General features: G+C 61.4%; 11 protein-coding genes. 7 read left to right on the plus strand and 4 right to left on the minus strand.

Annotated features, from left to right (window positions below):
• Window positions 1-2: 2 nt before the first annotated feature.
• A complete protein-coding gene (locus tag HZF03_RS06495) occupies window positions 3-800 on the minus strand; it encodes an N-formylglutamate amidohydrolase (RefSeq protein ID WP_119019372.1) in 798 nt (265 codons plus the stop codon).
• Between the two features lie 161 nt (window positions 801-961).
• Between HZF03_RS06495 and HZF03_RS06500 the strand changes: the two genes are divergently transcribed.
• Window positions 962-1,369, plus strand: a complete 408-nt coding sequence (locus HZF03_RS06500; RefSeq protein ID WP_119019371.1) for a gamma-glutamylcyclotransferase family protein — start codon at window positions 962-964, stop codon at window positions 1,367-1,369.
• 16 nt (window positions 1,370-1,385) lie between these two features.
• On the opposite strand, the gene HZF03_RS06505 is transcribed toward HZF03_RS06500, so the two are convergent.
• Window positions 1,386-1,628 carry an LIM domain-containing protein gene (locus HZF03_RS06505; protein ID WP_011156850.1) on the minus strand — a complete coding sequence of 81 codons (243 nt, stop codon included), beginning with the start codon at window positions 1,626-1,628 and terminating at the stop codon, window positions 1,386-1,388.
• A gap of 352 nt (window positions 1,629-1,980) precedes the next feature.
• Between HZF03_RS06505 and HZF03_RS24580 the strand changes: the two genes are divergently transcribed.
• From HZF03_RS24580 to HZF03_RS06530, 5 genes are all read left to right on the plus strand, one after another.
• Window positions 1,981-2,655: a VOC family protein gene (locus tag HZF03_RS24580; protein ID WP_338111537.1), complete on the plus strand. Its 675-nt coding sequence runs from the start codon at window positions 1,981-1,983 to the stop codon at window positions 2,653-2,655.
• Between the two features lie 134 nt (window positions 2,656-2,789).
• Window positions 2,790-4,787, plus strand: coding sequence for a DNA primase (gene dnaG, locus HZF03_RS06515; protein ID WP_119019370.1), 1,998 nt, complete (start codon window positions 2,790-2,792; stop codon window positions 4,785-4,787).
• Window positions 4,788-5,046: 259 nt separating this feature from the next.
• On the plus strand, window positions 5,047-7,143 hold the full coding sequence (gene rpoD, locus HZF03_RS06520) for an RNA polymerase sigma factor RpoD (protein WP_011156852.1): 2,097 nt from the start codon (window positions 5,047-5,049) through the stop codon (window positions 7,141-7,143).
• Between the two features lie 67 nt (window positions 7,144-7,210).
• Entirely contained in the window at window positions 7,211-7,492 is a 282-nt protein-coding gene (locus HZF03_RS06525; protein ID WP_234832296.1) for a DUF1902 domain-containing protein, read from the plus strand.
• Entirely contained in the window at window positions 7,492-7,689 is a 198-nt protein-coding gene (locus tag HZF03_RS06530) for a type II toxin-antitoxin system HicA family toxin (RefSeq protein WP_013503820.1), read from the plus strand. Before HZF03_RS06525 ends, HZF03_RS06530 begins: the two co-directional genes overlap by 1 nt.
• Window positions 7,690-7,796: 107 nt before the next feature.
• Here the strand turns inward: HZF03_RS06530 and HZF03_RS06535 are convergent, their stop codons facing one another.
• Both HZF03_RS06535 and HZF03_RS06540 read right to left on the minus strand, forming a co-directional pair.
• Window positions 7,797-8,120 carry a HigA family addiction module antitoxin gene (locus HZF03_RS06535; RefSeq protein WP_012494952.1) on the minus strand — a complete coding sequence of 108 codons (324 nt, stop codon included), beginning with the start codon at window positions 8,118-8,120 and terminating at the stop codon, window positions 7,797-7,799.
• Window positions 8,121-8,129: 9 nt separating this feature from the next.
• Entirely contained in the window at window positions 8,130-8,420 is a 291-nt protein-coding gene (locus HZF03_RS06540; RefSeq protein WP_119019368.1) for a type II toxin-antitoxin system RelE/ParE family toxin, read from the minus strand.
• Window positions 8,421-8,858: 438 nt separating this feature from the next.
• On the opposite strand from HZF03_RS06540, the gene HZF03_RS06545 reads away from it, so the two are divergent.
• On the plus strand, window positions 8,859-11,354 hold the full coding sequence (locus tag HZF03_RS06545) for an ATP-binding domain-containing protein (protein WP_119019367.1): 2,496 nt from the start codon (window positions 8,859-8,861) through the stop codon (window positions 11,352-11,354).
• Window positions 11,355-12,133: the final 779 nt, after the last annotated feature.

Below are 12,133 nucleotides of genomic sequence, written 5' to 3' on the forward strand. Positions count from 1 at the left end.
TGCTATCGCAGCGCTTGCTGTTGCCGGAGTGTATCGGCGATCGTGCTCAGCACGCGGGTGAGCCGGCTGGCCCATTCGACCTGGCCGGCCTCGTCGGTGATCTGATCCTGGCGGATTTCGATGCCCGAGGTGATTAGACCGCGTGCGGTGCCGTGCACCGGAATGGTGTAGTCGGTGCCGTCCGAGACCGCATAGGGCTGATTGTCGCCGATCACCAGATCCGGCTCGCGGCGCAGCTCGGCGAGCAGCAGTGGCGGCAGCACGGTGCAGTCCTGATACAGCGTGCCGATGTGCCAGGGCCGCGCCATGCCGTGATACACCGACGTGAACGAATGCAGCGCCAGCAGCACGGTCGGCTGGCCGGACAATTGTCGGTCCTCGATCGCGGCCTCGATCTGTTGGTGATACGGATCGAAGATCAGCCGCCGCCGCTCCGCGGCGTGCTCGCGAGACAGCCCGTCATTGCCGGGGATCGTGGTCGCTTCGCTGACCAGCGGGATCGAACTCTCGGCGCTCGGCGGCCGGTTGCAGTCGATCACCAGCCGCGAATAGCGCTGCGCGATCAGATGCGCGCCGAGCGCATCAGACACCCGCTCGGCGACACCGGCGATGCCGACGTCCCAGGCGATGTGCCGCGTCAGTTCGGCTTCGGGCAGGCCGAGGTCGCCGAGCTGCGCCGGAATCTGGCGGCCGTAATGGTCGCACACCAGCAGGAACGGCGACTGTCCGTTCTGATTGCGCTCGATCACCGGAGGTTCTCCGGCATCGAGGCTGAGGAAATTATCGCGCACGCCGTCCATCACCGAACCTGCCTATCGATCTGTGCCGTCCGAGCCCCGCCGAATCGGTAGCGGATTCGCCGGCGCGGCGTCGAGACGATTGAACTTCGCCGGCACGAACCGGGCATGACAGCCCGCCGACGTTTGGATAGCTTCGGCCGGACTTGCTGAAGTTGCGGTGAATGATGTCCGATCGTCTGTTCGTTTATGGCACGCTGATGCGCGGCTACGACCATCCTATGGCCCGGCTGCTGTCGTCGAATGCGGAGTTTGTTGGGGCGGCTTCGATCCCGGGCCGACTGTATCTGGTGCGGCACTATCCGGGCCTGGTGCCGTCGGATGATCCAGCCGATCGCGTTCACGGCGAAGTGTTCCGGCTGCATCGGCCGGACGAGGTGCTGGCGCAGCTCGACGACTACGAAGGGTGCGGGCCCCGCGACCAGCGCGCGGAGTACCGGCGCGAGATCGCCTGCGTGACGCTGGAGGGCGGCACCGAGCTCGACGCGTTCGTGTACTATTTCAATTGGGACGTGGCGCGGCTGCCGCGTATCGAAACGGGGCGGTTTCAGCCGGAAGCGTTTTCCGGCTGAAAGGGCCTGAAGGCTTCTAGCCGGTGAGGTGCAGCTCGATCCGCGCATTGGCGGCGAGCGGCAGCAGGGTCAGCCAATCGGGATCGCCTGGCTCGGTGAGGCAGAAGCTCGGAAAGTCGTAGGCTTCGACCGAAGCGGTGGCGATATCGAGCACGTGGCCGCAGTCGTCGCATTTCCAGGAATGGATCTCGTACACCCCGTCGATGGCTTCCACGCCAAGCGACGTCATCTGCGCATTGCAATGGGCACAATTAGCCATGGTCTGGCTCCTTATCGTTCGAACGCGACGCTCCAGAACTTCGGAAGCGACGCGGGTGAGCCCTTTAAGCCTTGGCTGATCGTTCTCCCCCGACTCCCCCGCATTGCGCAGGGTGCGGCAGTTCAATCCCGCTTGCGCGGTGCAGCAATGAGCTGGATCAAACCGGCTCCGCTTGCGAATTGTCGCGGGTTTACAAGGGTATCGACCATGCCGCAATGCGAAATATTGCGAGGTGATGACACGCGTGTGCAACTTAGTTTGTTCGCGCTAAAGTGGCTGTCCTAAAGGTCGACAACTTGGAGGCAGGCGCGGCGACGTCAATAATACCCGCTTTGCATCGGGGCAGATCACTATGGACCACTCAGACTTTCGAATCGGACTGGAGTTTGTGACGGCAGCCGGACGCTGGCGCTGCACGGATATCGGCACACGTACGATCACTGCGATACGTCTCGATCTCGATCATGACACGAGTTGCTACGACGGGCCGCCCTACGCGATCACCGAAATGGCTTTCGATGAAGACGACATCGCTGCCTGTGCGATCGCTCCAGAACACGGTTCGTTCGACGACAGCGGGAAATTCAGGATTGCAGAGCCGCAGCGGAATCATACATCCAGCCTGTCTCGCATTTGTGCGATCGACTACACGGCTATCATCGTTCGCGACATGCCTGCGATGCGGGCATTTTATAGCGATTTGCTTGGATTTTCATTGATCCGGGAACTGTCCCCCAACTGGGCGGAGTATCGGGTCGGCCGCAACGTCCTCGCGCTCGCCAAGCCAAAATTGACAGCTGCAGATTCTCCAATTCCGTTCGGCACTGCATCGGTTCAGCTGGCGTTTCGCGTGCCTCTGGCCGATGTCGATCGATGCGCTGCTGAACTTGCCCAGAAGAGCGTCGCTTTGCTGTCGCCCGCGACGGACCAGAGCTTCGGGCACAGGACGTTGTTTTTTCGGGACCCCGACGGAAATTTGCTAGAGATCTTCGCTGAAATCCCTTCCTTTCCGGTGTCTCAGCGTTAGTCGGCGGGGATTCATCGCCGTCTGTGGCTGTGGATAGCCGGGACAATTCGGCGCCCCCTCGTCATCACCCTGCGCGAGCCTATATCCATGGTCGGTTGGCGCCGTTGCTGAGCGCCGCTTAGCCCCCGAGCCCTATGCGCTTCTCGCCGCAGTTCCTCGACGATCTGAAAGCCCGGCTGTCGGTGTCGGAGGTGGTCGGCCGCCGCGTCAAGCTGAAGAAGGCCGGGCGGGAGTGGAAGGGGCTGTCGCCGTTCCAGCAGGAGAAGACGCCGTCGTTCTTCGTCAATGACGAGAAGCAGGCGTGGTTCGACTTCTCCTCGGGCAAGAACGGCTCGATCTTCGATTTCGTGATGCTGACCGAGGGCGTCGACTTCCCCGAAGCCGTGGAGCGGCTGGCGGCGATGGCCGGCGTGGCGCTGCCGGTGCAGTCGCCGGATTCGGCGCGGCAGGAACAGCGCCGCAAGTCGCTGTACGACGTGATGGAGCTGGCGGCGAACTACTTCGCCGAGAATCTTGCCTCGCGGGCCGGCGCCCGTGCTCGCGGGTATCTCGCCGATCGCGCGATCTTGCCGGGCACGCAGGTCAAGTTCCGGCTCGGCTACGCATCGAACGAGCGCTACGCGCTGAAGGAGCATCTCGGCAAGCACGGCGTGCCGGTGTCCGACATGATCGAAGCGGGGCTGTTGTCGGCGGGCCCTGATATTCCGGTGCCGTTCGACAAATTCCGCGATCGCGTGATGTTTCCGATCACCGATCTGCGCGGCCGGGTGATTGCGTTTGGCGGACGCGCGCTGGAGAAGGACGTTGCGGCGAAGTATCTGAACTCGCCCGAGACGCCGCTGTTTCACAAGGGCGACAATCTCTACAACCACGCGCCCGCACGCAAAGCCGCGCATGACGGCGGCGCGGTGATCGTGGTCGAGGGCTATGTCGACGTCATCGCGCTGGTCACCGCTGGTTTCCCCGCAACCGTCGCGCCGCTCGGTACCGCGCTGACCGAAGCGCAGCTGCAGCACCTCTGGAAAATGGCCGACGAGCCGATCCTGTGCTTCGACGGCGACCGCGCCGGCCAGAAGGCGGCGTATCGCGCCGCCGATCTGGCGCTGCCGCATCTGAAGCCTGGGAAGAGTCTGCGTTTTGCGCTGCTCCCAGAAGGGCAGGACCCCGACGATCTCGCTCGCGCTGGTGGCCGGCTGGCGGTCGAGGAGGTGATCGGCGCGGCGCGTCCGCTCGCCGACATGCTGTGGGCGCGCGAGGTCGAAGGCGGCCTGTTCGCCACGCCCGAGCGCCGGGCGGCGCTGGAGGCGCGGATCAACGAGCTGTCGAACGGTATCCAGGACGAGGTGGTGCGGCGCTATTACCGCCAGGATCTGGCCGAACGGCTGCGGGCGGCGTTCGCCCCGCCGGGCGGCTATGGCGGCGGCTTTCGCGGCGGCGGCGGCGGCGATTCGGGGAGGCGATTCGCCCCGCGGGACGGTTTTCCACAGGGCGGCGGCCGATTTGCCCCGCGCGGGCGTCCGGGACAACCGGCGCCGATGCTCGGCCGCGGCCCCTACCAGATTGCCAGCCCGGACCTGATTTCGAGCCCGATCATGCGCGGCCAGCGCTCGGCGATGTCGCGCCGCGAGGCTCTGATTCTGATCTCGCTGCTCAATCACCCCTGGCTGCTCGACGACCATCTGGAGGAAATCGCCGCGCTGGAATTCGCCCATCCGGAGGCGCACCGGCTGCGGGCGGCGATCATCGCCGCCTTCGCCCAGCATCACCACCGCGGCGACGATCCGGTCGGCCAGGCCGAAAAGCTCCGCGCAGATTTGGTTAAGGCAGGCTTATCCGAGCAATTGCAACGGGTTGAGCGGGCGATCACGACCTCGGCGGTGTGGGGGAGCGGGCCGAAGGCGGCGCGCGAGGACGTCCTTTCGACGTGGCAGCAACTCGTTGCCTTGCATCGACAATCCCACTCCTTACTTAGGGAATTGAAGGATGCCGAGCTGGCTTTGGGTGACGACGGCAGCGAGGCGAATATGCGGTGGTTGAACGACGTCAAGGCGCGCCTGGCGCAGGTCGAGGGGACCGAGGCGCTGATCGAGGGATTCGGCGAATCCTCCGGCCGGTTCCAGCGCAGCGTGTGAGGCGGTCAGCGGAAGGCCCCGGGCGGGCGTCGAGTCGAAAAGACTCGCCAATTCCCGGATTTAGCTGCAAAAACAGGGTTAGTAAGGGCTTAACGGCATTCCGGTAGAAGGCCTTCGGGCGACCAATTTGGGTAACCAGCGAGCGGGATCGTGCGGGGTGGCGCAGGCGGGCGCCGCCCTTTGTGCGTCTCTCCCGATAAGGCAAGTTTTCATGGCGGCGCGGTGACGCCTCGTCCGTGAGCGCGTTCAGGAGCAGTGGATGGCCAGCAAGGCGAAGACGGTTCAGGTGCAGGACAAGGACAAGGACGACAAGGTAGACGCGCCGGAGAAGGACTCCGTCGACGCTCCCTCGCCGCTCCTCGACTTGTCGGATGCGGCCGTCAAGAAGATGATCAAGCAGGCGAAGAAGCGCGGCTTCGTCACCTTCGATCAGCTCAATGAAGTGCTGCCCTCCGACACCACGTCGCCGGAGCAGATCGAAGACATCATGTCGATGCTGTCCGACATGGGCATCAATGTGTCCGAGGCGGAAGACACCGAGGCCGAAGAGGAAGAGGCCAAGGAAGAGGCCGACGAGGAGCTCGACAACGATCTCGTCGAGGTCACCGCCAAGGCCGTCACCGAGACCAAGAAGTCCGAGCCCGGCGAGCGCACCGACGACCCCGTCCGCATGTACTTGCGCGAGATGGGCACCGTCGAGCTGCTGTCGCGCGAGGGCGAAATCGCGATCGCCAAGCGGATCGAAGCCGGCCGCGAGGCGATGATCGCCGGGCTGTGCGAAAGCCCGCTGACCTTCCAGGCGATCATCATCTGGCGCGACGAACTCAACGAAGGAAAGATCTTCCTTCGCGACATCATCGATCTCGAAGCCACCTACGCCGGCCCCGAGGGCAAGAACAACATCGGCGAGCCCGGTGAGGAAGCCGCGGCCGAAGGCGAGGGCGGTGCGCCCGCGCATGTCGCGCCGCCGGCGGCTCCGCCGTCTGCCACCCCGTTCCGTCCCGCGCAGCAGCGCGGCGCTGCGCCGGCCGAAGCCGAGGGCGAAGGCGCGCCCGAGGGCGATGGCGACGACGACGAGTTCGAGAACCAGATGTCGCTCGCCGCGATCGAGGCCGAGCTGAAGCCGAAGGTGGTCGAGACCTTCGACAAGATCGCCGATAACTACAAGAAGCTGCGCAAGCTGCAGGAGCAGGACATCGCCAACCAGCTGCAGAACGAGCAGCTGTCGCCGTCGCAGGAGCGCAAGTACAAGAAGCTGAAGGACGAAATCATCGTCGAGGTGAAGTCGCTTCGCCTCAACCAGGCCCGTATCGACAGCCTGGTCGAGCAGCTCTACGACATCAACAAGAAGCTGGTGTCGTTCGAGAGCCGCTTGATGCGGCTCGCCGACAGCCACGGCGTCGCCCGTGACGACTTCCTGCGTAACTATCAGGGCTCCGAGCTCGATCCGCGCTGGCTCAACCGGGTGTCGAAGCTCTCGGCTAAGGGCTGGAAGAACTTCGTCCACCACGAGAAGGACCGGATCAAGGACCTGCGCCAGGAAGTGCAGTCGATGGCGGCGCTGACCGGCCTCGAGATCGGCGAATTCCGCAAGATCGTCCACTCGGTGCAGAAGGGCGAGCGCGAAGCCCGTCAGGCCAAGAAGGAAATGGTGGAGGCCAACCTCCGCCTCGTGATCTCGATCGCCAAGAAGTACACCAACCGCGGCCTGCAGTTCCTCGATCTCATTCAGGAAGGCAACATCGGCCTGATGAAGGCGGTCGACAAGTTCGAGTATCGCCGCGGCTACAAGTTCTCGACCTACGCCACCTGGTGGATCCGGCAGGCGATCACCCGCTCGATCGCCGACCAGGCCCGCACCATCCGCATCCCGGTGCACATGATCGAGACGATCAACAAGATCGTCCGCACCTCTCGGCAGATGCTCAACGAGATCGGCCGCGAGCCGACCCCGGAAGAGCTCGCCGAGAAGCTCGGCATGCCGCTGGAGAAGGTCCGCAAGGTTCTCAAGATCGCCAAGGAGCCGCTGTCGCTCGAAACCCCGGTGGGTGACGAAGAGGACAGCCATCTCGGCGACTTCATCGAGGACAAGAACGCGGTGCTGCCGATCGACGCCGCGATCCAGTCGAACCTGCGCGAGACCACCACGCGCGTGCTGGCCTCGCTGACCCCGCGCGAAGAACGCGTGCTGCGCATGCGCTTCGGCATCGGCATGAACACCGACCACACGCTGGAAGAAGTTGGCCAGCAGTTCTCGGTGACCCGCGAGCGCATCCGCCAGATCGAAGCGAAAGCGCTGCGGAAGCTGAAGCATCCGAGCCGGTCACGGAAGCTGCGGTCGTTCCTCGATAACTAAGACAAATGGCCGTCATGGCCGGGCTCGTCCCGGCCATCCACGTCTTGGAGTTGCGACGTTTGAGAACGTGGATGCCCGGCGCGAGGCCGGGCATCACCATCGACACGAGGCGACGATGTCGAAACCGGTCATCTTCACCGTGTCCGCCGTTTGGGACGCCGACGCAGGCGTCTGGAGCGGACATTGCGACGACATCCCGGCAGCGGCCGATGCGCCGACGCTCGACGCGTTGCTGGCCAAGATCGAAGCCATGACGCTGGACCTGTTGCCGGACAATCATCCCGGCGTCGATCCGGCGTCGGTGTTTTTGCAGATCACCGCCTTGCGTGAAGCGCTCCCGGCGGCCTGATGGCGCCGCAGTTTGACCGCGAATTGAGAGACCTGCTGCGGGCAGCCGGCTGCACGCTGGTTCGCCAGGGCAAGGGAAGCCATGAGATCTGGCACAGCCCGCTCACGAATCGAAACTTCGCCGTTCCGGTCGGCATTCCGAGCCGTCACACCGCGAACGCCATCCTGCGCCAAGCGGGGCTGCCGAAGGCTTTTTGAGCCGCGAAAGCAGATGCGTAAGCGCCGTAGGTTGGGGTAGGCGCAGCCGTAACCCACCATCAGCACACGTGGCCCATGTCGCCCTCGCGTCTGCGCCTACGGGTCTGCTATTCCGCCGCGCCCGCGTAGCGCGCAATCTTGATCTCGCCGGCGCGCTTGCGCGCCTCAGCGATATCGAAGCTGTTCTGCATGCGCATCAGAGTGTCCATCGACACGCCGAACGCCTTTTCGATGCGGAGCGCCATCTCGGACGACAGCGAGGCGCGCTCGTTCAGAACCGCGGACAGCGCCGGCCGGGTGACGCCCAAGACCTTCGCGGCTTCGGTGACGGACAGCCGGAGCGGTTCGATGATCTCGTGCTTCACGAAGCTGCCGGGGTGTGCCGGGCTTTTCATGCGCAGGTCGGTCTTTGTCCGCATCGTCGGTCTCATCAAAGCGTCCTAATGGTAGTCCTCGTAGTCGAGATCGATGATCTCGATCCCATCCTTGTCGATCTGGAAAGTCAGCCGCCAGTTCTTGGTGACGAACAGACTCCATGTCCCCTTGCGATCCCCGGTCAGCCTGTGCGCCTTCCAGCTCGGGATTGTTCGGAGTTCGTCCTCCCGCTCCATGTCCTGCAGAAACGAAATCATGCGGCGAAGCTTGTCCGCGAGGGCCGCTTGAATCCCGCCGGCGTCATCATCCTCGATGAGCCGCCGGAGCCCCTTGTGCAGGACGTTCCGAATTCTCATGGAAAGCACGATATAGGATGGATCTGTCGTCTGTAAAGCGACGCTTTACATGTCCGTGGCGTCTCGCAACCGTCAGCCAGACTAAGCCGTCTGCTGATCCGCCCATGATGCCTTAAGTAGTGTCGCTGCAATGGCTGGGGTTCAATCCCGGCCATTTTTGCTCGACATAGAGCTGGATCGGGTCGAGGTCGAAGCCGCTCCGCCAAACTGAGGGATGCAGGCGAATTGTCCCGCGTGGCCGCGGAATAAGCGCCGTACGGTGAGTTGGGCGAAGCCGTAACCCACGGTTCGAGAGGGGCGGAATACGCCTTCGGCTCATCCGCCCTACGGGTTACCTTGTTATGTCGGAATGTTCGTTAGGAAGGTAGGACGACGTTCTGATGGAATTGCTACAATGACAACCATTACGTGAGTCGGCCGCAAACACGGATAAGTCGTATGCCAGTTGGATCAACAAAGCCATTGCCTGACATAATAGCCGCAGCGAAAGAAGAATTGGATGTCCTTGATGCTATGGCTCGGGGCGTTTCAGAGCAAATTTCGGAACTCTCTAAGCGGCCGCAATCTCTAGGTCACCTCGACGTCAATGACCTCGCACTTATTGATCAACGGCGTGCTCGGCAGAAGGCTTTTGAAGAACTTGCCCACCGGGTTTACGGACGCACTGTCATCGGGACCGAACTTGATGGCAGTGATCGTCCGAAAGGCAATTTCACATATCGAATAACGCAAGCTAACGTGGGGTTTATCGACAACGGTTGTTTCGTACTGCCACGCAATTCGAGGCTCGCTAGCGAGCTTGTTTCTGCGCAGCCTGGAGACCGGCGGGACGTCGAAATTCCGGCTGGCGAACGATGTTTCAGTGTTCGCGATATCCGCACGCTGGATGGGCCTGTAAATCTTCGTTCTTCGAACGAAGAGCCTAACTTCCGCTCGATGGCGATTCGAAAGCTTGGTTCGAAAAGGCCTCTGGCTGTCGACGATCTCCGCGGTACCGTTCGTCACTTTCTCAGTTCTCCTAAAGAGAAAGAGACGACGCCTGTTCCTCAGAAAAAGCCCTTTGAGGGATCCGATCCGACTTGGTTGATCGATTGGGTAGGAGTTTACTTGGGTGATACGGATGATCAGTCGCTCGGTCATCAGTTTATCACTCGGACCACTGTCGACCAAGAGCGTGCCCTTAGCAATCCGCGAGGTCTCACTTTTGTCGAGGGCGTAGCTGGGGCTGGTAAAACGTCTGTTGCCTTGGGGCGCTTGAAGTTTTTTGCTAACTTTGGGACCGGCGTCGAGCGTGAGAGCTATGGATTGCAAAATGCCGCCGATAAAGATTTCTCTTCAGCCGGAATGGTTGGGTTTGTGCTTAGTCACAGCTTGAGGGGATACCTCAAGGAAACTGCGTCTGCGTTAGAGCTGGTGCATCTTCCGATCAAGGATTTTGAAGAGTTCAGGGGGGATCTTTATAGCAAATTCGGCATATCTAATCAATTTAGGAGGAGGAAAGGCCCCAATTCGCCAATCCGTTGCCGAATGGAGTGGCTGCGAGCGTTGGATGTGGTTATGGCTCGCGAGGCGGCGATCCGGCTACGGAGTAAGCTCTCTCAGGCATCAGTAATCTCACCACGTATAGTTGGAGTGATCACGAAAATTTCGGTAGATTTGTTGAAAGCTAACACTTCGCAGGAGGTCAGGTCCTTTTATCTCGGTGGCTTGGCGGCTCGCACAGTAGCGGCTATTTCGGAAGCGGAGACCCAGGATGAGGAAGATCGCGTAAGGGCGACATTCCGAGTCATCGAGAAGTCAGATAACCAACGGCGTCGAAATGAAGAAGCAGCCCTTAATCGAGAGCTCGATAGGGTTCAGGCGCAATCTGAAAAGAAATTGATATCAGCACTCTCGCGGTCGTTTCTCGCCGATTTGAATTCCTCTGAGTTGCTTCGAGGGGCTGTGCGCCAGGAGGCGTTTCGTTCAGTTGTCCATGAATCGTTTGCGTTGTTGCCGCAGCCCGTAAGCGGTGAGATTCTCGATAGCAACGTGCATGAGATCAAGAGTCTGCTTGCGGAAGCTGGGGATCGTCCAAGTTTACCGGAGTGCGACCTTGTGGTGCTGGCAGTATTTGCTGGAATGATTTCAGAGGGATTTGATTACACTGATCAAGGTCGCGCATTGAATCACCTGCATCAAATGCGAAGATATAATGCTGTATTCATCGACGAGGTGCAAGATTTCACAGACAGCGAAATCGTGCTGATGGGCATGTCAGCCGATAGCAAATACAATCAGATCACCTTGTCGGGTGATCGCTTTCAGCAGTTGCAGTCATCTGGAGCGCAGAAGATCGATGATCTATTTCCGTGGATCCCGCGCTCGGCGCGAAATAGGACGATATTCTTGGATCAAAATTTTCGTCAACGAGCAGAATTGGCCGGGCTTAGCGCAGGATTTCGATTTGCACTTCTTGGGGACGGCCGAGTCAAATTCGAGAGGGCTTCATTTCAGCCGGCGGCCGTCTATCAGTACGAGGAGCCGCGTCGGATGGCGGACTTCATCGTGGCTCGTATTCGGGATCTGCCCCATCATGCGACGATTGCAATCATTATGCCCACCGCAGATGAGGCGCAGCGGTGGTTTGATCTGCTGGATGATGATTTAGGTGCATACCATCGTCCGGCCTTGATGTCTCGGAGAGACGACCTAACGAAGCGGGTTAATGTCCACTTCACCGAGGTCCGGGAGACGAAGGGGCTAGAGTTCGATGTTGTGATCATTCCGGATGTTGGTTCTTTTGAACTCAACAGTCCGATCGGACGCAATCAAGTTTATGTCGCGGTGAGCCGAGCAAAGCAGTCTCTTTTGATCGGCTGTGCTGCCCCCTTGCTGGACCGAGCGAGGATGCTTGAAAGAGAGCGCCTAGTGTCCATACGAGCAGTACCCTAGAGAGTTGTTTCCGTTCACAAGCCATGCTCGCGGGCCGGCAGCTTACGAAATTTTGAAGTAGGATTAAAGTCCGATAGATCGATCCCGCTTCAATACCGAGGCGCGGATCGCGATCGTCTTGAGGCGCGGGCCGGGGGGCAGTCGACGCGGCAGCGTCGGGCGCGACAGGGACGGCGGTTCGGGGCCGCGGGGGCGCAAGTCCGCAGGGGCTTGGCCTTGGGGGGCTATGGCGCCGCTGAACCAACGCGCAGCTGTGCTGTGCGGGCCGGGGCGGAGATGCGCCCCACTTGCTCCGCCTTTGCGCGCCGGCCCAAGTCGTGTGGTCCCGACGCCCGTCGCTGGCGTTAAGAAACGGAGTGCCTGCACGCCGACCGGCCGCAGGAGACAAGGTCCGGACGTTCGCGTCCGCACTGCTCAGTCCCGACGGTGACGAACCCAAGCGTATCAAACGCAGCCGGGGAGCGCATGAAGCAAGCCGGAAGCCTCACCGCGTGCGGAACGCCGAACGTGTCGGTGCTTTGTTGGTGACTAACTCATACGCTTGTTGAACTGCGCACGAGGCTGCGGACGCATCGCGCGTCTGGCGTTCCGCACACCCTCGTGTCTTGGGTGGCGAAGGGGCAGGCATCCCGCTCGGACAAAACCCATCCGCCCCCGCGCTGTCCAATCAACAGCGGCGAGGGCGCATGTCTTGGGGACATGTCTGGTGGATCCGGCGGCGATCGATGATCGAGACGATCGGCACCAGAGGGTGAACCATTAGTGAAGCATTCAGATCT

This window comes from Rhodopseudomonas palustris (genome assembly GCF_013415845.1).
Lineage (GTDB): Bacteria > Pseudomonadota > Alphaproteobacteria > Rhizobiales > Xanthobacteraceae > Rhodopseudomonas > Rhodopseudomonas palustris_F.

What these genes read in the sequence shown, in the direction of transcription:
- HZF03_RS06495 (WP_119019372.1), bottom strand. Translation starts at nt 800, where the DNA reads ATGGACGGCGTGCGCGATAATTTCCTCAGCCTCGATGCCGGAGAACCT.
- HZF03_RS06500 (WP_119019371.1), top strand. Translation starts at nt 962, where the DNA reads ATGATGTCCGATCGTCTGTTCGTTTATGGCACGCTGATGCGCGGCTAC.
- HZF03_RS06505 (WP_011156850.1), bottom strand. Translation starts at nt 1,628, where the DNA reads ATGGCTAATTGTGCCCATTGCAATGCGCAGATGACGTCGCTTGGCGTG.
- HZF03_RS24580 (WP_338111537.1), top strand. Translation starts at nt 1,981, where the DNA reads ATGGACCACTCAGACTTTCGAATCGGACTGGAGTTTGTGACGGCAGCC.
- dnaG (WP_119019370.1), top strand. Translation starts at nt 2,790, where the DNA reads ATGCGCTTCTCGCCGCAGTTCCTCGACGATCTGAAAGCCCGGCTGTCG.
- rpoD (WP_011156852.1), top strand. Translation starts at nt 5,047, where the DNA reads ATGGCCAGCAAGGCGAAGACGGTTCAGGTGCAGGACAAGGACAAGGAC.
- HZF03_RS06530 (WP_013503820.1), top strand. Translation starts at nt 7,492, where the DNA reads ATGGCGCCGCAGTTTGACCGCGAATTGAGAGACCTGCTGCGGGCAGCC.
- HZF03_RS06535 (WP_012494952.1), bottom strand. Translation starts at nt 8,120, where the DNA reads ATGAGACCGACGATGCGGACAAAGACCGACCTGCGCATGAAAAGCCCG.
- HZF03_RS06540 (WP_119019368.1), bottom strand. Translation starts at nt 8,420, where the DNA reads ATGAGAATTCGGAACGTCCTGCACAAGGGGCTCCGGCGGCTCATCGAG.
- HZF03_RS06545 (WP_119019367.1), top strand. Translation starts at nt 8,859, where the DNA reads ATGCCAGTTGGATCAACAAAGCCATTGCCTGACATAATAGCCGCAGCG.